This is a genomic window from Stenotrophomonas veracruzanensis, assembly GCF_032911525.1.
Lineage (GTDB): Bacteria > Pseudomonadota > Gammaproteobacteria > Xanthomonadales > Xanthomonadaceae > Stenotrophomonas > Stenotrophomonas africana.
This window is the reverse complement of sequence record NZ_JAWJTI010000008.1, coordinates 48,229-69,360: the sequence shown is the minus strand read 5'-3', so window position 1 is coordinate 69,360 and position 21,132 is coordinate 48,229. Positions and strand designations below refer to the sequence as shown.

Sequence of the window (21,132 nt, the reverse complement as noted above, 5' to 3'; positions counted from 1 at the left end):
CCATCGGCGCCGCCCGTGTTCCGCGACGCGTGGTGCGCCGTACTCTGGAGAAGACGTCAGCACGGCAGGTGAAGCGACAGCGCGCATGCAGCTCTGTGCGCTGCGTGGCGCTTCATCAGCAACGTCATCGCAGCGTCATTCGCCTGCAGGCTTCGCGCTCCAGTCGCGGTGCTTCACCACCACAACGACGTGCCAGTACCGCTACGTCGCTGCGCGCGGCGAACGCGACCAGTGCGTCGGTCATGTCCACGTCATCACACCATGACGCCATCGCGATGCGCAACGCGGGCAGCTGCCAGCCGTCCATCACGCCATGGCTACCCGCCACGAACCAATGCCACAGCCGATGGTGCAGCACCTGCTCGTGCAGCTGCACCAGATCGTCAATGCCATGCACCCCCGTCAACAGCAGAGCGCGCGCGAGCACCGCGGGTGACAACGCCCCGGCTTCAGACAGCGGAAGCGCCTGCTGCTGCAGGCGCAGCAGCATCGCCAGCGGATGCGACTGCGGATCGAAATCCAGCAGCACCGCCTGTTGCTGCCACTGCGCATCGGACACCACGCACACCCACGGCGAGCCATAGCGGTGCACCATCAGGGGCCGACGCTGGGTGGTTTCCAGCAGCGCCGACAGATTGCGTCGCAGATCCAGCACACCGATGGTCTCGTTGCGCATCCTTGGCCTCTCCTTGCTTGCAACAGCCCTGCGCGGTGCGCACGGCCAGCGTCTTCATCTATCCAAGGACGGCAATGCCACCCGGAAAGCGACGCAGATCCAGCGACATCGTCAGTCGCAGCTGCTCCAGTGCCGCATCCGGATCATCAATGCGGAAGCGACCGCTGACCGGAGCACGCGCCAACGCCGATTCTCCCAGCAGCACCTTGCCGCGGCGGTAACGGTTGATCTCGTCCACCACCTCGCGCAGCGGTGCGCGGCGGAACACCAGCATGCCTTCGGTCCAGGCGCTCACGTCCGAAGCCATGGCCTCGGCCACCACGCCGCTGAGGCGCTCGTCGTACCGGGTCTGCTGGCCGGCCTGCAGCTGCAGCCGGCCCTGCGCATGCTCGATACGGGCACTGCCATGCAGGCAGGTCACCCGAACCTGGCCGTGGGTGTTGCGCACATCCAGGCGCACTGCGCCTTCATCGGCAATCACGCAACCCGGGCCGGCGAACAACGCCAGACGCAGGCCGGCCTGGGTCTCGATCGCGGCCTGGCCCTGCACCAGCTCGAAGCCTTCGCCCTGCGCGTCCGCGCGACGACGCAGGCTGCTTTGCGTATCCAGTTCGATCTTCAGCTGCGGCGAGGGCGTGATCTGCAGTCGCTCACCGGTGCCGGTATGGAAATCGGCTGTCATCGCCGTTACCGAGGGCCACAGCCCCAGCGGCGGGCGGATCGCCGCCACCACTACCAGGCTGGCCGGGGCTGCAATCGCGGCACCCAGAAAGGCGCGTCGGCTCCAGCGCTGGGCCGGAGCCGGCGCGACCGGTTGACGCGCGGTGGCGGGCAGCTGCTCGCCGGCCAGCCGCACCTGCTCCCACTGCCTGCGCGCACGTCCGAACGCTTCACGATGACGCGGGTCAGCCTCGCACCAATCACGGAACCGGCGCCCGTCGGCGGCGGTCGCCTCGCCCGAGGTCAGCCGCACCACCCACGCGTGGGCCTGACGCTCGACGGCATCCAAGGGGCGTTGCGGGCGATCGTCAGGATCCATGGGGGCTCATGCCGCTCCCGCACGCTGCGGGGTTGTGCTCGGCGTCAAAGTGTAGACGGATACGGCCGTTCAGAACCGCACCTGGCGCCCCTGCCCGCTGCGCTCGGCCAGATAGTCCTGGGCCGCCTTCAGCTCACGCTGCACCAGCCGCAGCGACACGCCAAGGTGATCGGCGACGTCCCGCTGCTGCAGGCCATCGACGCGGATCGCCAGCAGGATGCGGCGACGGCGCTCGGGCATGCGCTGCAGGAGGCCGACCATGTCTTCCAGCGCGAAGTCCAGTTCGGCCGCCTGCGCCGGGCCGGGTGCAGGGTCGGCCATGTCCATCAGCGTATCCACCTCCTCCAGGCTCAGCAGGCGGTGGTCTGCACGTTGGCGGTCGATCACGGTATTCATTGCCATGCGCAGCAGGTAGGCCGCGGGGTTCTGTACGGCGTCCAGGCGGTCACGCCGCACGCTCAGGCGCATCCAGGTGTCCTGCAGCGCGTCGCCGGCCAACTCTTCCGAGCCCAGCTTGCGCACCAGCCGGCGCTTCAGCTCATCGTAGGCACCCAGAAGGTGGTCCATCAGGTCAACTGCCGCAGCCGTACCGTTGCTCATGTTCGAATCCTTGAAGTCATGGAAGGGGCGCGCGCCGGCCACAGTCGTGGTCGGTGCCGGAAGGTCGGATCTGCAGCGTTACCGGCTGCGGCAGCGCGGCGGCCTCCGCCGCCAGCACCAGGCCCTGCATCGCCTGCAGCAGGCGTGCATCGCGGCGTGCGCTGCCACTGCCTGACAGCAGCTCGGGCGCATGCACCTGGCCTTCGCTGTCGACATGGAAACGGAGCGTCGCGGCATAGCGGCCGGGCGCAATCTCGGGGTCGTCACAGAATGCCGCACGAAGCCGCTGCTGCAGCCCGCCGTAGCGACGCCGACGTTCGGCCTCGGGAAGTTCGGCGCCAACACCGGGTTCGGCAGCCAGGCGCGTGCTCCGGCGCAGCACCACACGCTGCTCGCCGATCACCTCGGCCTCGATGCCGGAGTCCTGCAACAGCACCTGTAACGCAGGCAGCGGCGCGAGGCTGGCGCGCAGCGCATGGCTGCTGCGGCCTGAGGCCAGGTCGCCCGGGTACATCACCGACCACCCGCTGATGACGCTGAAGCGCTCGACCGCCTGTTCCAGCGGCAGCGCGGGGATGTCGTAGGCATGAACAGCGTCCTGCGCGGCAGCGGAAAAGGACAGCAGCAGCCATGCGGCGATGGCCACCTTCCAAGTTCTGACCGCGTGGTGTCCATTCAGCCCCCTGACGTAGAACACATGACCCTCGGCAGCGACAGCAGCTGCAGTGGACGCGCACCACGACCGGCACCCCGGCCCGCGCGCGACCCGCAAGCGGGCTCAAACCGTACCGGTGCCAGATGTCATTGCGATGACCGCCGCCACGGCTGACGCCGAGGCAGACTCCGTGGAGCCAGTCATGCATCAGGAATCAATGAACCGAGCAGATTCATCTGCGCACGGGATCCGACCCCGACAGATCGCAGGAAGCTGTCAGGCGGCGGGGCGGTATGGCCAGGCAGGACCGTTGGCGCCATGGATGGCGCCATTGAGCCCCCAAGGAAGGGTTTACGGCGTGTCCTGCCTGGCCATACCGTCCCGCCGCCCCACGGAGAATCGCTGTTGCTGTTGCTGTTGCTGTTGCTGTTGCTGTTGCTCCTGAGGTTGCCGGCCAGCGGCCGGCACTACCCGCGGGTGCCGGGTGCAACCCGGCCGCCCCCCCCCCATCCCTCAAAGCGGCAGCTGGGTCGTCTGCTTGATCCGCTGCATCGGAATCTCGGTCTTGGTGTTCTGCACCCCGGCGATCCGGTTCAGGTGCTGCATCTGGAACTGCCGGTAGGCATCAAGGTCAGCCACCGCCACCCGCAGCAGGAAATCGCAGTCACCGGCCATCAGATGGCATTCAAGCACTTCCGGGAAAGACTTGATGCTGTTGATGAAGTGGTTGGTGGTGTCCTCGTCCTGCCCGCGCAGCCAGACCCGCACGAACACCGTGAAGCCACGGCCCACCTTGGCCTCGTTCAACAAGGCCACATAGCGGTCGATGTAGCCGCCCTCCTCCAGCAACCGCACCCGGCGCAGGCAGGCCGACGGTGACAGCCCGACCAGACGGGCCAGCTCCAGGTTCTGCAGGCGGCCATCGCGCTGCAGGGCGTCGAGGATGCGCCGATCGAGGTTGTCGAGCTGATACTGCATGAGATTTCGCCCTTGTCACTTCTGACCGCATTGAATATCAATCATCCAGAATCCAGTAGCATCAACGCAACCCGATTTCGCGATCGGACCGCTAGCATGGGCCACCCCCATCTCGTTGTGCCGTTCCATGGACGCCCGTACCACCCTCCCCCTGCCTGACACCTGCGATACCACGCCACGTGCCGAGTTCCTGCGCGGCCTGCGCGCCGCCGTGCCGGTGATGATCGGCTTCATTCCCTTCGCCCTGGTGCTCGGCGCGCAGGCGGCCCAGAAAGGCCTGAGCGCACTGGAAGTGCCGCTGATGACCGGCCTCAACTTCGCTGGCGGCTCGGAGTTCGCCGCCGTCGAACTGTGGACCTCGCCGCCACACATCGCCCTGATCGTGGCGATCACCGCGCTGGTCAACAGCCGCCACCTGCTGATGGGCGCCAGCCTGGCCCCGCTGCTGCAGCACCTGCCACGCCGCCGGGTGCTGCCGGCGCTGTTCTTCATGTGCGACGAAAGCTGGGCGATGGGCGTGGCCGATGCGCGCCGCCGTGCGCTCGGCTTCAGCCTGGCCTACTACCTTGGCGTGTCGGCAGGCCTGTACGCGGTCTGGGTGGCCTGTACCGCGCTGGGCGCGATCGTCGGGCCGATGCTGGGCGACATCCACGCCTACGGTTTCGACATGGCCTTCCCCGCCGTGTTCCTGGTGCTGCTGCGCGGCATGTGGCAGGGCATGAAGGCGGCGCGGCCGTGGCTGGTCAGCCTGGTCGTGGCCGCCGCCACCTACCTGCTGATTCCGGGTGCCTGGTACGTAGCCAGCGGCGCATTGGCCGGCCTGGCGGCCGCCTGGCTGCTGGCGGAGGACGCAGCATGATCTTCAATGAACTGATCCACTGGACCTCGGTGCTGACCATCGTGCTGATGGCCGCCGCCACCTACCTGACCCGCATCGTCGGCTTCCTCGCGCTGCGCAACCGCAGGTTGAGCAAACGCGCAGTGACGGTGATGGAGGCCGCGCCGGGCTGCGTGCTGATCTCGGTGATCGCCCCGGACTTCGTCGCCGACAAGCCGGCCGACCTGGCCGCGCTGGCCATCACCCTGCTGGCCGCCACGCGGCTGTCGATGCTGCCGACCGTGCTGATCGGCGTGGTCTCGGCGGGTGTGTTGCGCTATCTGATGGGGTAGCTACCGGTACGCCGGGCAACGCCCGGCGTACCGTAGTGGCGCAGCAGTGCAATCACGCGCCGCTGCTCGCCGCCAGCAGGCACAGGCTGCGCGGCGGCAGCGTCCAGGCGCCTTCCTCATCCGGCTCCACTGGCGCTTCGTCGGTCTGCAGCAGTACGCGCCGGAACGACAGGGCGTCGTCTGACACACAGAATCGCTGCGGCTGCTCCCCGGCGTTGAGCAGCAGTGCAAGGCTGACATGCCGCCCGGGCTCGCGCAGGCCACTGTCCGGACTTCGACCATCCAGCACAATCAGCAGTGCCCGCAGCGCCGGATCATGCCAGTCCGCCTCCTCCATCGTGCGGCCATCGGGATGCCGCCAGTCGATATCGCGCAGGCCCAGTGCTTCATCGTATTCACCGCGCAGGAACCGGTTCCTGCGCAACAGGCCATAACGCCGGCGCAGTGACAGCGCGCGGCGCACGAAGGCGACCTGGGCCTGCGCGGCGGGCCCAGCAGCACGCTCCCAATCGATCCAGCTCAGCGGGTTGTCCTGGCAGTAGGCGTTGTTGTTGCCCTGCTGCGAATGGCCGAACTCGTCGCCGGCCAGCAACATCGGCGTCCCCTGCGCCAGCAGCAGCGTGGCCAGCAGGTTGCGCATCTGCCGCGCGCGAACGGAGAGGATCGCCGGATCATCGGTGTCGCCCTCCACACCGTGGTTGCTGGAGAGGTTGTGCGAGTGGCCATCACGGTTGTCTTCGCCGTTGGCCTCGTTGTGGCGATCGTTGTAGCTGACCAGATCGTGCAGCGTGAACCCATCGTGCGCCGTCACCAGGTTGATGCTGGCCGAGGGTCGCCTGCCATGGTGTTCGAACAGGTCGGCCGAGCCGGTGAAACGCGTGGCGAATTCCGGCAGCTGGCCGCCATCGCCGCGCCACAGCGCGCGCACCGTATCACGGAAGCGGTCATTCCATTCCGCCCAGCCCGGCGGGAACTGCCCCAGTTGATAGCCGCCCGGACCGATGTCCCATGGCTCGGCAATCAGCTTCACCTGGCTCAGGATAGGATCCTGGCGTACCGCATCAAGGAAGCTGCCCGAGGCGTCGAAGCCATGCCGCTCGCGGCCGAGGATGGTGGCCAGGTCGAAACGGAACCCATCCACCCGCATCTCGGTCACCCAGTAGCGCAGCGAGTCCATCACCATGCGCAGCGCGCCGGCATTGGTCAGATCGAACGTGTTGCCGGTACCGGTATCGTTGATGTAATAGCGGCGATCATCGGCCAAGCGGTAGTAGCTGGCATTGTCGATGCCCTTGAACGACAGCGTGGGCCCCAGTTCGTTGCCCTCGGCGGTGTGGTTGTAGACCACGTCCAGGATGACCTCGATCCCAGCATTGTGCAGCCGCGCGACCATCTGCTTGAACTCGGCCACCGTATCCAGCGACAGATAGCGTGGTTGCGGCGCGAAAAAGCCAATGGTGTTGTACCCCCAGTAGTTGCGCAGGCCACGCTCGAGCAGCTGCTGGTCATCCACATAGGCATGTACCGGCAGCAGCTCGATGGCGGTCACGCCCAGGCCGCTGAGATGGTCGACTAGCGCATCATGGCGCAGCGCGGAGAATGTGCCACGCTCGCCCTGCGGAACACCGGGGTGTTGCATGGTCAACCCGCGCACGTGCGCTTCGTAGATCACGGTGCGGTCCCAAGGCGTGGCAGGCGCACGCTCGGCGCCCCAGCTGAAGGCGGGATCGATCACGGCGCAACGGGGCATGTAGCTGGCGCTGTCGCGACGGTCGAAGCTGAGGTCGCCATCGCGGTGACCCAGGGTGTAGCCGAACAGGTGTGGGGCCCACTTCAGTTCGCCGACGATCTGCTTGGCGTAGGGATCCAGCAACAACTTGTTGGGATTGAAGCGATGGCCTTCCTCCGGCGCATACGGGCCATGCACCCGGTAGCCGTAGCGCTGCCCGGGCCGCACGTCGGGCAGGTAGCCGTGCCAGATTTCGTTGGTGTACTCAGGCAGGGCGATCCGCTCGACTTCCCGGTTGCGCGCGTCGAACAGGCAGAGCTCCACCCGGGTGGCATGGCGCGAGTACAGCGCAAAGTTCACGCCCAGCCCGTCCCAGGTTGCACCCAGCGGGAAGGGCCGCCCTTCGCGCACGCGCGAGGTCTGTGCCCATTTACGGCTGGCCATCGCTTCCCTCCTCGCCGCGCGCCGCAGCAATCTCGGCTTCCACCAGCCGCTCGGCCATGTGCCAGTGCCGCTGCTGCTGGTCATCCGGGCGCCCTTCTGCTTCCCAGATCTGGTGGGCCAGTGCCTCAATCCGCTGCCGTCGTTCCCTGCTGTCCATCCCTACCTGTCTCCTCGTTGATCCATATCGCCAGCGGGCTGTCAGCCAGAAGCCTGCCCACATCCGCGGTCGCGTTGAAATGATCGATGCGCCCGTCCAGCAGGTTGCGCATGGGGCCTGCTGGCAGCCCGCGCAGCGTCACGCCGGTACCGACGTCGTGCGCCGTGTGCAGGCCGGGACCGCGCATGGCGGTGGGCGAACCACGCCGCACGATCACCAGCAGCACCTGCGCCTCATGCCTGCGCGTGAACGCCAGCCAGGGCGAGCGCGCAGGCAGGGACAGTGACTGCAGTTGGCCGCGCAGGAACAGCTGCGGGTGCCTGCGGCGGCAATCCAGCAACTGCCGGAGCAGAAATGCCTTGATACCACCGTCCCGCCAGTCCTCCAGCAGGGCGGGCCAACCGCGCGTATCGCGCAGCCACGCCTGCCGCACTGGATAGTCCACGGCACGCCGGTTGTCCGGGTCCACCAGGCTCAGGTCCCAGCCTTCTCCGCCCTGGTAGAGGTCGGGCACGCCGGGCAGGCAGTGCTGCAGGCACAGCTGTGCCAGGCCGTTGCAGGCGCCCGCCGGCGCAATGCGCGCCACGAACGTCGCCAGCGCCTCCCGCACCGGCTGCAATGCCGCTCCATCCAGCAGCGCGTGCAGCCACTGCGCGGCGGTCTCCTCCACCGCCACGTTGGGATCGGACCAGCTGCTGACCCGTTTGCCCTCGCGCAACGCCTTGGTCAGCCATTGCACCATCCTCGATGCGAAGTCGGCGCCCGGGTTACCGTGCATCGGCCACGCGGCCACGAGCGCCTGCCACAGCGCATAGGCCTCGGCGCCAGGCAACGGCATCGGCGCGCCCGCGCGGGTCGACACCCGGCTCCAGCGCCGCACAGCCTCCCGCCACTCGACCGTGCAGGTGCTGAGAACCGCCAGCCGCGCCCGGCTGTCGGCCCCGCGCTTGTGATCGTGGGTCGCCAGCGCAAGCAATGCCTGCGGATGGCGCTGCAGGCGTCCCACTGCGTGTTCCAGCAGCTCGCGTCCCTCCATGCCCAGCCGCTGCGGATCACTTCCGACTTCGTTGCGCGACAGCAGCCTGAAATAGCGATAGAACCCGGTATCTTCCACCGACTTGGCATTCAACGGCGCGGCCAGTTGACCGAAGCGCACGCGCAGCGCGCTATCGGCCAGCGCGTCGCCCGGAAGTGCCCGCAGCAGCAGATCCAGCGCCACACGTGCCGCACCGTCCAGTGCCTCGCGTACCGACGCGGCGGCGTCCACCAGCGCCTTTCGTTCACCCGCACCCTGCAGCGAATAGGGGCGGTAGGTACGGTAGTGCCGCAGCAGCGCAGCCAATGCACGGGCCAGCGCAGCGGCTCCGATATCGGCTTCGGCCAGCCGGGGCTGCAGCACCTGCTGCGCGCTGCGCAGCAGTCGCTGGAAGTCGGCGTGAAGCGACGTGCGCAACAGCATGCCGCGGGCATCCTGCTGCAAGTCGTCAAAGCTGCGCACGTCGCCACTCGCCGCTTGCCAGGCGCGGGAGAGCGCGGGGGCAGCTGCCGGATCATGCAGCCACGCGCCGACCTGGTCCATGAAGTCATAGCCGGTCGTGCCGTCGCAGGCCCAGCCATCGGGCAGCTGTTCGTCCTCCGCCAGTATCTTCTCCACATGCACGCTCACTGCCTGTGCGTCACGACCGCCGGCCGCGCAGGCCGCGTCGAGCGACGCCCGCAGGCGTTGCAGATAGGCACCGGGTGACGACAGGCCATCCACATGGTCAATGCGCAGGCCGTCCACCCAGCCCTCGCGTACCAGCCGCAGGGGCAGTGCATGCACCGCCTCGAACACATCGTCGCGCTCCACCCGCAACGCGGCCAGCTCGTTGATGTCGAAGAAGCGCCGGTAGTTCACCCGGTCACCCGCCGTGCGCCACCAGGCCAGCCGGTAATGCTGCCGCTGCAGCAGCGCGTGCAACCGTTCCACGCTGCGGTTGCAGCGCTCGGCCCAGGCTGGCCACTGCGCGGGTGCCAGCGGATGGCTGCGCGGCGACAAGGGCAATGCCAGCCCATGGTGGCGCAGCACGGGCCGCGCGTTGTCCACCACCACGTGCACCACCCCATCGCGCACGGCGTCGTGCAATGGCCGGTCCAGTACGGGCAGCCAGAGCCGACCCTCGCAGTCCGGCGCCTCCCATTCGATGTCGAACCACCCTGCGTGGGGGCTTCGACGCCCGTGCAGCAGCACATCGCTCCACCACGGCGTATGCGGGGACGCCGCCAGGTGGTTGGGCACGATGTCCAGGATCAGGCCCATGCCATGCGCGCGCGCCGTTGTCGCCAGCTGCAGGAAGCCCGCTTCGCCGCCCAGGTCCGGATTGATGCTGGCCGGATCGATGCCATCGTAGCCATGCGTGGACCCCGGCATCGCAGCAGCGATCGGTGACAGGTAAAGGTGACTGACGCCCAGCGCGGCGTAGTACGGAAGCTGCGCCGAGGCGGCCTCGAAGTTGAAGCCTGCCTGCAACTGCAGGCGGGCAGTGGCACGCAACCCGGTCATCGCCTCACCTTCCGCCGCGTGGCGCTGAATCGGGCAATACGCGCGTCGGCCGCGTCCTTGTCCCACGCCAGCGGCAACCGACGGCGCCAGTTGGGGTGGCCGTTGACGGTACCGGGCAGGTTCACCTGCGCGCGGCTGCCCAGCGCATCTTCCAGCGGCAGCAACGCCAACCGTGAAGGTGCGTGCGCCACCAGTGACAGCGCACGCGCTTCCAGCGTCGCGCCCTCGCCCCGGGCGACTGCGGACAGCGCCTGCACTTCACTGGCACGCGCGTGCAGCGCCGCGGGAAGCTCCGTCAGCTCACCCAGGCGTGCACGCCAGCGCAGGTCGCGCCCGCGCAGCCAGCCGGCCAGCGGCGGCAGATCATGGGTGGAGGGCATGGCCACCGCATCGCGGCGCCAACGTGGCGCCGGCAGGAAGTGCTCGCCGTTGCGGGCGAACGGGAGCACCTCAAGCCCCAGCACGCCACGGGCGGCCAGTCGCTGGCGGATACCCGGAGGAACCACGCCAAGGTCCTCACCGATCAGCACACAGCGATGGCGCCACGATTCCAGAACCAGCAGGTTGATCAGATCATCGAACGGGTAGCGCAGGTATACGCCCTGCCCGGCGCCTGCGCCGCGGGGAAGTACCCACAGCCGCTGCAGGCCCAGGACGTGATCGATGCGCAGCCCGCCACGGCCAGCCATCACGGCGCGCAGCACGCGGATGAACGGTTCAAACCCCTCGCGCTGCAGCGCAGAAGGTGACCAGCTGGTGATACCCCAGGCCTGGCCCAGCGGATTGAATGCGTCCGGCGGCGCGCCCAGTTCAAGGTCCTGCAGCAGATGGTCGCCGCCGGTCCGGGCTTCGACGCCCTGCGGCGCGCAGCCTACCGCCAGATCCGCGATCAGTCCGATCGACGCGCCATCGTTGCGTAGCGCATCCTGCACCTGTGCCCAGCCCTGCTGTGCCAGCCACTGCGCAAACGCATGGTCGTCCGCGCCGCCGGTGAACCGGTCGGCGGCATGCTGGCAATAGTTCCGCAGCGGATCGCCCTGCGCGGCACGCCAGCTTTCGATCTGCGCGTACTGCGCTGGCACCTGCAGCCGAAGCCATTGGTGTACCTGCCGCAGCCAGCGCCACTTCACTGCCGCCGAGTTCGGCCAGTCGATGCGGCGTGCTGCGGTACCCGCTTCGACGGCCGTCGCCAGTGCTTCGTCCTCGCGCAACACGCTGCTGGCAGCCTCCGGCAATACCTGCGGCAGCGACACCTGCAGCGGATCGAGCCAGCGCCGGTCGCTGGGCGAGTAAGGACTGTAGCCCGGGCCCGGTGGCAGGCCGGCGTGCAGCGGACTCAATGCCAGTGCATCGCCCCCGTGACGGTGCAACAGCTCGCTCCATCGCGCACAGCCGGCGCTGTCACCGATGCCGGCATCACCGGGCGCGCGCAGGCTGTAGACCTGCGCCGACAGGCCCCAGCCGCGCAGCATGCCCTGCGGCCACCAGGCACGCTGCGGTGCTACCGCAACCGCCTGTTGCTGACCGCCCTGGCGCCACTGCCAATAGCCTGGTTGATCCGGCACGCGCCAGCGCCCTTGCGCATCCGCACGTGCAGGCAACTCTGTGCCCTGCTCATCCACCCAGCACGCCGCTCCCGTTGCCGCAGGCAGGGCCAGGAGCTGACCACAGCAGGCGGTGAGCAACGGGTGGTCCACCGGCGCACCGTCGCACGCGAACTCCGCCAGCACGGCGCGCAGGACGTCCGGCGCAACCTCGCGCTCGGCACCAGCCACGTCGGTCCAGCGAACCAGAAGGCCCGCACGGCGTGCCGCGTCCCGCACCGTCGCATCCGTATTCATGCGGCGACCCAGCAGGCAAGCACACCGCCGCCTGCCGGCAGCACCCCGGCCGCGTCCGGCCCCACAACGCACTCGCCGGCCGGCATCGCGTGCCCCACTGGCGATGGGCCCACATTGATCGCAATCCACCACTGGCCTGACGGCAGCTGCCAGCCCGCCTGCACCGCGCCCTCGCCCAGCACGCGTGCACCCAGCGACCGCGCCTGCAGCAGGCCACGCTGCAGATAGCGCCTGCGCAGGCCGAGGAACTCACCCGTGCAGTGCAGCCAGTGCTGCGACCAGGGATCATCGCCGGGTGGCAGCGTGTACGAGGCCTGCAGGGTCGCCGGGTCGTTCGGGTCGGGAATGCGCTCGCGCGAGGCGACATCGGCAAAGGCGCTGAAACCCGCGAATTCGTGGCGACGCCCTTCGCGCACCGCCTCGTCCAGCGGCGGCGCGTAGTCGGTGAAGAACAGGAATGGCGATTGCGCCTGCCAGGGTTCACCCATGAACAGCAGCGGGATCATCGGCGTCAGCAGGGTCAGGGCCAGTGCCGCGCGCAGCGGCGCGGGATCGACCAGCATCGACAGGCGCTCGCCGAAGGCACGGTTGCCCACCTGGTCATGGTTCTGCGCGAACACCACGAAACGCGCGGGCGACAGGTCGGCGCTCGGTTCACCGCGGGGATGGCCATGCAGATCCGGTTCGCCCTGCCAGGCGAATCCTTCGGCCAGGCAGCGCGCCAGCAGTGCTTCGGCGCGCCCGGCATAGGCCGCGTAATAGCCTTCCTGCTCGCCGGTCAGCATCACATGCAGCGCGTTGTGGAAGTCGTCGTTCCACTGCCCCTGATAGCCGCCGCGCAGCCACCGCGCCTGGTTGCGTTCGTTCTCCAACACCAGGTGCGCCTGCGGCACCGTCGCGCGCACCTCATCGGCCAGCTGCTGCAGGAACCGGTCGTCGTCAATGGCATGCACCGCATCCAGGCGCAGGCCATCGAAGCCGTAATCGCGCAACCACATCAACGCATTGTCGACGAAGAACCGCCGCACCCATGGCTGGCGGAAGTCGATGGCCTCGCCCCAAGGGGTGGTGCGGTCGTCACGGAAGAACCCCCGTGCGTAGTCGCGCAGACGGTTCCCCTGCGGCCCGAAGTGGTTGTAGACCACATCCAGCAGCACGGAAAGCCCGGCCTCATGCGCGGCGTCGACAAAGGCCTTCAAGGCTGCCGGCCCGCCGTAGGCATGCGCCGGCGCGTAGGGAAACACGCCGTCGTAGCCCCAGTTGCGCTGGCCGGGGAACTGCGCGACCGGCATCAGTTCAATGGCGGTCATGCCCAAGGCCGCCAGCATCGGCAGCTGCGCGGTCAACGCCGCAAAGCCGCCGCCCGCTCCGATATGCACTTCACAGATCACCAGGTCCTGCCAGGCATGCCCCTGCCACGTGGGCCGTGCTCCATCCATGCCCAGCACCACCGCGCTGTCGCCATCGATGCCGTCCGGCTGCCAGCGCGAGGCCGGGTCGGGTACGTCCTGGCCGGAGGGAAGGAGGAACCGGTAGCGGTCACCATGCGATGCTGGCGTTCGCAGCCAGTGGCAGCCATCCCGGTCGCGCTGCATCGGCCGCTGGGCGCCCTGCAGGCACAGCGCCACCGTATCCACGTCCGGCGCCCACACGCGGAACTCCACCTCTTCGCCGGCCACCGACCATGCGCCCAGGCGCGGGGCCACTGTCGTCATGCATCAACCTGCAGGTACAGCGTAGACAGCGGCGGCAGGGTCAGCCGCAGCGACTGGGCGTGACCATGCATCGCACTCGGCTCGGTAAGCACCGCGCCGAGGTTTCCCACATTGTCGCCGCCGTAATACCCGCTGTCGGTGTTCAGACGTTCGGTCCAACGCCCCGGTTGCGGCACGCCTACCCGGTACCCGTCGCGCTGCACCGGGGTGAAGTTGCTCACCACCAGCAGGGTGCGGCCGCTGCCGGCAGGATCCCGGCGGACGAAGGCATAGACGCTGTTGAGGCTGTCGTCCGCCACGCTCCAGTCGAAACCGCGTTCGTCGCGTTCGTCGCGATGCAACGCAGGTTCGGCGCGCAGCACGGCATTGAGGTCGCCCACCAGGCGCGACAGACCCCGGCCCTCACCGCTGGCCGCCTGTGCCCAGTCCAGTGCCGCATCGTGCGACCACTCATGGCCCTGGCCGAACTCGCCGCCCATGAACAGCAGTTTGCTGCCCGGGTGCGCCCACATGAAGCCGTAATACGCGCGCAGCTGGGCCAGCCGCTGCGCCGGCTCGCCGGCCATCTTGGCCAGCAGCGCCCCCTTGCCGTGCACCACCTCGTCGTGGGACAGCGGCAGCACGAACCGTTCGGAGAAGGCGTAGACCAGGCCGAAGCTGATCTCGCTGTGGTGATGCGGGCGATGGACCGGGTCGCGCCCCAGGTACTGCAGGGTGTCGTGCATCCAGCCCATGTTCCATTTGTGGGTGAAGCCAAGCCCACCCTCCTCCACCGGCGCGGTCACCCCCGGCCATGCGGTGGATTCCTCGGCGATCACCAGCACGTCCGGAAAGCGCTCGCGCAGCGCCTGGTTCATCCGCCGCAGGAACGCGACCGCCTGCAGGTTCTCGCGTCCGCCCTGCTCGTTGGGTATCCACTCCCCCTCGGCACGGCTGTAATCCCGGTACAGCATCGAGGCCACTGCATCCACGCGCAGACCGTCGATGTGGAAGCGCTCCACCCACTCCAATGCGCTGCCGATCAGGTAGGCGGCCACTTCGTTGCGGCCATAGTTGTAGATCAACGTGTCCCAGTCGGCGTGCACCCCTTCGCGCGGATCGGCATGCTCGTACAGCGCGGTGCCATCGAACCCGGCCAGGCCATGCGCATCGTTGGGGAAGTGCGCGCTCACCCAGTCCACGATCACTCCCACGCCGGCCTGGTGACAGCGGTCCACGAAGCGTGCGAAGGCCTGCGGGGTGCCATGGCGTGCCGTCGGCGCGTAGATCCCCAGCGGCTGATAGCCCCAGGAACCGCCGAAGGGATGTTCGCTCACCGGCAACAGCTCGATATGGGTGAAGCCAAGCCCGGCCACGTACGGAATCAACCGCTCGGCCAGGGCATCCCAGTCCAGCGGCGCACCCTCGTCGCTGCGCTGCCAGGAGCCCGCATGCACTTCGTAGATCGACAGCGGTGCGCGGGTTCCGGCCTGGCGGCGGGCCGCCAGCCATGCGTCATCGTGCCACTGCATCGGCACAGCCGAAGGCACCCGCGATGCTGTCGCCGGTGGCAGCTCGGCCCAGCGCGCCATCGGATCGAACTTGTCGGGCATCACCCGGCCGTCGGCGCCGACGATGCGGAATTTGTAACGGGCACCGGCCTGCACGCCCGGCAGGAACAGCTCCCACACGCCGGCGGTGTGACGCAGCCGCATCGGATGACGTCGGCCGTCCCACCCGTTGAAATCGCCAACCACGGCGACCCGCCGGGCATTGGGCGCCCACACCGCGAAGCGCACGCCCGCAATGCCCTGCACCTGCGTCGGCACCGCACCCAGCTGCCGCGCTGCATCAGCATCACCGGCATGAAAGCGCTGCAGAAGCGCCTCGTCCAGCAGCGGGCCGAAGGAATAGACATCGTGCACCTGCTCCACACCCTGCTCGAAATGCAGGGCGAGCAGCGGCACAGGCGCTTCGCCAGCCGGCCCCTCGAACAGCCCGGGCAAAGGGCCCGGCTGCAGACCCCAGCGCCGCTCCGGGCCCGCAATCACTTCCACGCGATGCGCGTGGGGAACCAGTACGCGCAGCTGTCGCTGGCCATCCGGTTGTTGATGCGGCCCGAGCCAGGCAAATGCATCGGCAGGTCGTGCATGGACAAGGTCTTCCAATGCCGGCGCCGCGCGCTCGTCCAGTCCGGCGCCCACCATGGCTTGGTCGTCAAGGCTGGCCGGATGCAGGCTGTCGTGGCTCATGCGGCCACCTGGCAAGTCTGCTGGTACAGCGCCAGATACGCACGCCCCGCCGCATCCCAGCCACCTGGCCGGAGCATGGCGGCGCGGCGCATGGCCTGCAGCAGGCCCGGCAGGCGGAAGGTGCGCATCGCCCGTTCCACGCAACGGCGCAGGCCATCAGCATTGGCGCCGTGGAACAGGAATCCGGTCACGCCATCCTCGACGGTATCCACCAAGCCGCCGGTCGCGTGCGCGATAGGCAGGCAGCCAAAGCGCTGCGCGTACATCTGGCTCAGCCCGCAGGGTTCGAAACGCGAAGGCATCAGCAGGAAGTCGGCGCCGGCAAACATCTGGCGGGCCAGCGCCTCTTCGAAGCCGATGAATGCGCCCACGCGACCCGGGTAGCGCCGGGCCAGCGCCTGCACCTGCGCTTCCACCTGCGGCTCGCCGCCTCCGATGATGACCAGCTGGCCGCCGGCCGCCACGATCTGTGGCGCCACGTCGCAGGTGATGTCCAGGCCCTTCTGGTGCACCAGGCGGGAGACCACCGCGAACAGCGGACCAGCGGAGGGCGCCAGGCCGAATGCACTGCGCACCGCGTGCGCATTGGTGGCACGACCTGTCCACTCACCAATGCCGAAGTGGGCCTTGAGGTGGATGTCACGACGCGGGTCCCAGCTGGCGTCGATGCCGTTGACGATGCCGCTGAGGTGGCCACCAGCCGCTCGGCGCGCCAACAGGTCGTGCAACCCGCAACCATCGTCCGGGGCAGTGATCTGCTGCGCGTAGCGCAGGCTGACCGTGTTCAGGCGCGTGGCATTGGTGATCCCGCCCTGCAGGAACGACATCTGCCCGTGGAAGTGAAGCTCATCCAGGTGTTCGGCCGGTACGCCCAGCGCAGGGGCAAGCGCGTACGGAAACAGCCCCTGGTAAGCCAGGTTGTGGATGGTCAGCAGGGTCGGCACGGCTGTCCGGTCCCAGCGCACGTATGCCGCAGCCAGCGCCACGGGCCAGTCGTTCAGGTGCAGCAGCTGCGGCGACCAGTCCAGCCCGGCACGCCCGGCCGCGATCTCCGCGGCCGCGTGTGAGAGCGTGGCGAAGCGAACCGCGTTGTCCTTCCACTCCTGGCCCTGCCCGTCGACGTAGGGCGATCCTTCACGCTCGTACAGCTCAGGCGAGAGCAGCACATAGATCGGAAGACCGTCTGCCTGCACCGCCATGCCGATCGTGCACGCTGGCAAGCCGGCCCGCGAGCTGACCTGCCCCACCCGCTGCAGCTGTGGCAGGCGCTGCAGTACCTCCGGGTAGCCGGGCAGCAGCACGCGCGAATCACAGGCGCCGCGTACCGCACGCGGCAGGGCTGCGGCCACGTCGCCCAGGCCTCCGGCCTTTATGAAGTCGGCCATCTCGGTGGCGACGAACAACACGCGCTGTACCAGTTCAGGCAGCTGCAATGGTTGCGAGTGGCCACGGCGGGTGCCGATCGGCACCAGCGAACCGGAAGAGGTCGCAACAGATGAAGCGGACTGGACAGCGCTGGCCATGGGAGGGTCTCTCGGGTATTTCAGGTAGACGGACGCCAGCAGCGCCCTGATGGGCGCTGATGGTGGGGAGGAAGTCGACGCAGGACGTGGGGGACGTCAGCGAGAGGCTCAGGACGACAATAGCCCTGCATGCGATCAATCAACCGTGAAGCCATGGCGATTTCTTTGTGACAACACGTCATGAGCTCAGTACACATGACGTCCACCCGCCTCCCGCCCGTGTCTCTCATGTAGAGCCGAGCCCACGCTCGGCTGCTGGCAATCCCGTTTGCCGCGTGAGCCGAGCACGGACTCGGCGCTACGGAGATTCTCCTGCGACACCCGGTCGCAGGCCTTCGCGCCACGCGCTTGACCAATGTCAAACCGCCCGCCGCCGCGCGGGCGTATTCCTATGCAGGACCCGAACACGCCGGCGCGGCCGGCATCCACAAGGACCCTGCGATGAGCTACATCCCCGACAACGCCCAGCTGCTGAACGCCATGCAGAACGTCATGGTGATTTCCACCACCGACCTGCAGGGCAACATCACCTACGCCAACGACCTGTTCTGCACGCTCACCGGCTTCGCCCGCGAAGAACTGATCGGCCAGCCGCACAGCATCGTGCGCCATCCGGATGTTCCCAAGGCCGTCTACAAGGACATGTGGGACACCATCAAGGCCGGCAAGACCTGGACCGGCATCGTGCCCAACCTTGGAAAAGGCGGCGTGCTCTACGTGGTCGACACGACCGTGCAGCCGCTGTTCGACGCCGATGGCAACATCACTTCGTACATCAGCATCCGCCGCGTGGTGAACGACCTGATGCAGAACTACGACCTGGTCGAGTTCAGCAAGGAAAAGTTCGACGACTTCTACGAGGCCGCGTGAACGCCGTCCCGACCAGTACGCCCTTCAGCCGCCTGCTGGTGGGTTTCGCGTCCGAGTCGGGCAATGCCCGCGCCCTGGCCCAGCGTCTGGGCGTGGACCTGCAGCCGCACGCGCCGCAGGTGCTTCCGTTCAACGACATCGACGTGGCCAGTCTCGGCCACGGCGATGTGCTGCTGGCGATTTCCAGCTCGTTCGGCGATGGCGAGCCGCCAGCCAACGGCGAGCAGTTCTTCGAAACGCTACGCCAGACCCCAACGCTGAGCGGTCTGCGCTATGCGGTGTTCGGCCTTGGTGACACCGGCTACCCGAGCTTCTGCGGCTTTACCAAGGCGCTGGATGCCGCCCTGCGCGAGCGCCAGGCGCAGCCACTGCTGCACCGCGTGGATGCCGACCTGGGCTACGAGCAGTTCTTCCAGCAATGGCAGCCGGTGCTGGGCCAGGTGCTGGATGGCGACCTCAACGCTGGCCAGGACCTGCACCTGCAGGTCACCGCTTATGGCGAAGACAATGCCTTTGCCGCGCCTATTCTCGAACGCCGCCGCTTGAACAGCAGCGACCCGGCGGCGTGGCACCTGCAGTTGGACATTGCCGGCAGCGGCATGGCCTTCCGCGCGGGCGACACCCTGCACGTGGTGCCGGGGAACGATCCAACCCTGCTGCACGCGGTGGCGAGCTGGTACGGCGACACTGCCGCCGTGGCCGCCCTGCATGACCGCGAGCTGCGCCTGCTGAGTAAGGGCGTGCTTCGCGAACTGGCCAGGCTCGGTGGCAGCGAGCTGCTGAAGGGCCTGTTGAAGGTCAGCCAGAAGCGCGAGCTGGACGCCTACCTGCACGGCCTGGACCTGCTGGACGTGCTGCAGGACCACGCCACGCCGGACAGCGTGCCGTTGGCCCGGCTGCGTGAACTGCTGTCACTGCGGCTGCCGCGTGCCTATTCCATCGCCTCGCACCCGTGCGACGACCAGCTGAGCCTGTGCGTGCGCGAAGTGCGCTACACCCTGCGCGGCCGCGAGCGCTTCGGTACTGCCACCGGCAGCCTGCTGCATGGCGGCGACCATGCCCGTGTGTACTGCCGCTCCAACCCCGGCTTCCACCTGCCCGATACCGGCGAGGCACCGCTGCTGCTGGTCGGCACCGGTACCGGGATTGCACCGCTGATGGGCCTGATACAGGAGCTGCAGGCCAACGCCCACGAGCGCGAGGTGCATCTGGTATTCGGCGAGAAGCACAGCAAGCACGACTACCTCTACAGGGAACAGCTGCAGGACTGGCACACGCGTGGCGTGCTGACCAGCCTGCATACTGCGTTCTCGCGCGACGGCGCGGAAAAGGTCTATGTGCAGCATGTGCTGCAACAGCGCGCCAGCGAAGTGCGCGATGTCCTGGCCCGCGGCGGGCATCTGTACCTGTGCGGCAACAAGCGCCACCTGGAAAGCGCGGTGCGCGAAGCCATCGATGCCATCGGTGGCGAAGGGCACTGGGACGCGCTGCGGGGCGAAGGTCGCACGCACTGTGAGTTGTATTGATCTGTTGATCCTGTAGAGCCGAGCCCATGCTCGGCTGCTTTTCGCGACACCACTAACAGCAGCCGAGCATGGGCTCGGCTCTACAACCGCAGCTCAACCACCGACGATGCGACCATCCACCACGCGCGCCACCTGCTGGCCGAACATCGCCACATCCTGTGGATCGTGGCTGATCAACAACAACGGGATGCCGGTCCGGTCCAGCACCGTTTCCAGCTCCTGGCGCAGGTGCTGGCGCAGGTCGTGGTCCAGAGCGGAGAACGGCTCATCCAGCAGCAGCGCCTGTGGCTGGGTCACCAAAGCCCGCGCCAGGGCGGTACGCTGACGTTGGCCACCCGATACCTGCGACGGCAGCAGATCGCCCACCGTGTCGATGCGGAATGCGTGCAACCACTGCTCCACCGCATCGATGCGCCGGCTGCGCAATGGATTGAACCAGCCGCGCTCCAGCCCGAACGCCACGTTCTGGCGCACGCTCAGGTGCGGGAACAACGCGTAGTCCTGAAAGACATAGCCCAACCGGCGGCGCTGCGGCGGCAGATCCACACCGGTGGCCGCATCGAACAGGGTCTGCCCCTGCAGCCGTACATGCCCCTGCCCCGGCCGCAGCAGCCCGGCCACCGCCTTCAGGGTCAGGCTCTTGCCCGCGCCCGAGGGGCCGAACAGCACCACCTGGCGCTGCGTGCACTGCAGCGCGACATCCAGCACGAATTCCTGGCCTGCTGCCAGCAGGCGACGCTGCACCTGCAGGTCAAGCCACATCGCGCAGCTCCCGGCGAGGTCCGCCCACCAGCCGCGCAGCCAGCAACAGAATCACGATGCAGACCACCGAGGTCAGGATCACCAGCGCGTTGGCCTTGCCATCCTGACCGGCCTGCACCGCCTCGTAGATGGCGATCGACAGCGTCTGCGTGCGGCCAGGAATACTGCCAGCCACCATCAGCGTCGCGCCGAACTCGCCCATCGCGCGAGCAAACGCCAGCAACAGACCGGCAAGAATGCCACGCCAGGCCAGTGGCAGCGTGACGCGGAAGAACACTGCGGCTTCGGACACACCGAGCGTGCGTGCGGCTTGTTCCAACTGCCCGTCCACTTCTTCGAACGCCGCGCGCGCCGGCTTGAACACCAGCGGAAGCGAGGCCACCGCCGCAGCGATCACGGCAGCCTGCCAGGTGAACACCAGGTTGATACCGAACCACGACTGCAGCCACGCGCCGATCGGGCCGTTGCGGCCGATCAGCACCAGCAGGTAATAGCCCAGCACCGTCGGTGGCAGCACCATCGGCAGGGTCAGCAACGAATCCAGCAGCTCACGGCCGGGAAAACGCCGACGCGCCAGCAGCGCGCCCAGTGCCACGCCCAGCACCAGATTGATCGCGGTGGCCCAGCCGGCCACCTTCAGCGACAACCCCAATGCGCTCCAGTCCAGATCCATG

The 21,132-nt window shown here is 68.0% G+C and carries 18 protein-coding genes; 4 read left to right on the top strand and 14 right to left on the bottom strand.

All coding sequences use genetic code 11. The features are described 5' to 3' along the window. Nucleotides 1-124: 124 nt before the first annotated feature. The 5 genes from R1H25_RS08290 to R1H25_RS08270 all read right to left on the bottom strand — a co-directional run bounded on the left by R1H25_RS08290 (nucleotide 125) and on the right by R1H25_RS08270 (nucleotide 3,948). Nucleotides 125-676 carry a hypothetical protein gene (locus R1H25_RS08290; protein WP_317223312.1) on the bottom strand — a complete coding sequence of 184 codons (552 nt, stop codon included), beginning with the start codon at nucleotides 674-676 and terminating at the stop codon, nucleotides 125-127. Nucleotides 677-734: 58 nt separating this feature from the next. Further along, nucleotides 735-1,715, bottom strand: coding sequence for a DUF4880 domain-containing protein (locus R1H25_RS08285; protein WP_107379719.1), 981 nt, complete (start codon nucleotides 1,713-1,715; stop codon nucleotides 735-737). Between the two features lie 69 nt (nucleotides 1,716-1,784). Beyond that, complete coding sequence (locus tag R1H25_RS08280; protein ID WP_317223311.1) at nucleotides 1,785-2,315, bottom strand: sigma-70 family RNA polymerase sigma factor; 531 nt, start codon at nucleotides 2,313-2,315, stop codon at nucleotides 1,785-1,787. 16 nt (nucleotides 2,316-2,331) lie between these two features. Beyond that, on the bottom strand, nucleotides 2,332-3,012 hold the full coding sequence (locus tag R1H25_RS08275; protein ID WP_317223353.1) for an STN domain-containing protein: 681 nt from the start codon (nucleotides 3,010-3,012) through the stop codon (nucleotides 2,332-2,334). A 471-nt stretch (nucleotides 3,013-3,483) separates the two neighbouring features. Beyond that, complete coding sequence (locus R1H25_RS08270; RefSeq protein ID WP_005413654.1) at nucleotides 3,484-3,948, bottom strand: Lrp/AsnC family transcriptional regulator; 465 nt, start codon at nucleotides 3,946-3,948, stop codon at nucleotides 3,484-3,486. A 127-nt stretch (nucleotides 3,949-4,075) separates the two neighbouring features. On the opposite strand from R1H25_RS08270, the gene R1H25_RS08265 reads away from it, so the two are divergent. Together R1H25_RS08265 and R1H25_RS08260 are read left to right on the top strand one after the other, a co-directional pair. Then, a complete protein-coding gene (locus R1H25_RS08265) occupies nucleotides 4,076-4,807 on the top strand; it encodes an AzlC family ABC transporter permease (protein ID WP_317223310.1) in 732 nt (243 codons plus the stop codon). Next, nucleotides 4,804-5,118: an AzlD family protein gene (locus R1H25_RS08260; protein ID WP_317223309.1), complete on the top strand. Its 315-nt coding sequence runs from the start codon at nucleotides 4,804-4,806 to the stop codon at nucleotides 5,116-5,118. Before R1H25_RS08265 ends, R1H25_RS08260 begins: the two co-directional genes overlap by 4 nt. Nucleotides 5,119-5,170: 52 nt before the next feature. Here R1H25_RS08260 and glgX read toward each other — a convergent pair whose 3' ends face one another. The 7 genes from glgX to glgA are packed head-to-tail and all read right to left on the bottom strand — an operon-like array spanning nucleotide 5,171 to nucleotide 17,300. Continuing rightward, nucleotides 5,171-7,291: a glycogen debranching protein GlgX gene (gene glgX / locus R1H25_RS08255; protein ID WP_317223308.1), complete on the bottom strand. Its 2,121-nt coding sequence runs from the start codon at nucleotides 7,289-7,291 to the stop codon at nucleotides 5,171-5,173. After that, nucleotides 7,278-7,448 (bottom strand): DUF2934 domain-containing protein, encoded by a 171-nt coding sequence (locus R1H25_RS08250; protein ID WP_080354897.1) that lies wholly within the window; start codon nucleotides 7,446-7,448, stop codon nucleotides 7,278-7,280. Before R1H25_RS08250 ends, glgX begins: the two co-directional genes overlap by 14 nt. Continuing rightward, nucleotides 7,417-9,990: a malto-oligosyltrehalose synthase gene (treY, locus tag R1H25_RS08245; protein ID WP_317223307.1), complete on the bottom strand. Its 2,574-nt coding sequence runs from the start codon at nucleotides 9,988-9,990 to the stop codon at nucleotides 7,417-7,419. The genes R1H25_RS08250 and treY overlap by 32 nt, the downstream gene beginning before the upstream one ends. After that, complete coding sequence (locus R1H25_RS08240; RefSeq protein WP_317223306.1) at nucleotides 9,987-11,831, bottom strand: 4-alpha-glucanotransferase; 1,845 nt, start codon at nucleotides 11,829-11,831, stop codon at nucleotides 9,987-9,989. Before R1H25_RS08240 ends, treY begins: the two co-directional genes overlap by 4 nt. Beyond that, nucleotides 11,828-13,546: a malto-oligosyltrehalose trehalohydrolase gene (treZ, locus tag R1H25_RS08235; protein WP_317223305.1), complete on the bottom strand. Its 1,719-nt coding sequence runs from the start codon at nucleotides 13,544-13,546 to the stop codon at nucleotides 11,828-11,830. Before treZ ends, R1H25_RS08240 begins: the two co-directional genes overlap by 4 nt. Further along, on the bottom strand, nucleotides 13,543-15,732 hold the full coding sequence (locus tag R1H25_RS08230; protein ID WP_373695558.1) for a 1,4-alpha-glucan branching enzyme: 2,190 nt from the start codon (nucleotides 15,730-15,732) through the stop codon (nucleotides 13,543-13,545). Before R1H25_RS08230 ends, treZ begins: the two co-directional genes overlap by 4 nt. Before the next feature lie 41 nt (nucleotides 15,733-15,773). Then, nucleotides 15,774-17,300: a glycogen synthase GlgA gene (glgA, locus tag R1H25_RS08225; protein WP_080392825.1), complete on the bottom strand. Its 1,527-nt coding sequence runs from the start codon at nucleotides 17,298-17,300 to the stop codon at nucleotides 15,774-15,776. A 441-nt stretch (nucleotides 17,301-17,741) separates the two neighbouring features. Here glgA and R1H25_RS08220 point away from each other — a divergent pair, with 441 nt between their 5' ends. Together R1H25_RS08220 and R1H25_RS08215 are read left to right on the top strand one after the other, a co-directional pair. Beyond that, the gene (locus R1H25_RS08220; protein ID WP_088480784.1) at nucleotides 17,742-18,170 is read left to right on the top strand and encodes a PAS domain-containing protein; all 429 of its coding nucleotides are present in this window, start codon (nucleotides 17,742-17,744) and stop codon (nucleotides 18,168-18,170) included. Continuing rightward, nucleotides 18,167-19,696 (top strand): sulfite reductase flavoprotein subunit alpha, encoded by a 1,530-nt coding sequence (locus tag R1H25_RS08215; protein WP_317223303.1) that lies wholly within the window; start codon nucleotides 18,167-18,169, stop codon nucleotides 19,694-19,696. The genes R1H25_RS08220 and R1H25_RS08215 overlap by 4 nt, the downstream gene beginning before the upstream one ends. Before the next feature lie 93 nt (nucleotides 19,697-19,789). On the opposite strand, the gene R1H25_RS08210 is transcribed toward R1H25_RS08215, so the two are convergent. Together R1H25_RS08210 and modB are read right to left on the bottom strand one after the other, a co-directional pair. Next, the gene (locus tag R1H25_RS08210; RefSeq protein ID WP_088480786.1) at nucleotides 19,790-20,458 is read right to left on the bottom strand and encodes an ATP-binding cassette domain-containing protein; all 669 of its coding nucleotides are present in this window, start codon (nucleotides 20,456-20,458) and stop codon (nucleotides 19,790-19,792) included. Further along, nucleotides 20,448-21,131, bottom strand: a complete 684-nt coding sequence (gene modB / locus R1H25_RS08205; protein ID WP_049447647.1) for a molybdate ABC transporter permease subunit — start codon at nucleotides 21,129-21,131, stop codon at nucleotides 20,448-20,450. The genes R1H25_RS08210 and modB overlap by 11 nt, the downstream gene beginning before the upstream one ends. Nucleotide 21,132 lies beyond the last annotated feature (1 nt).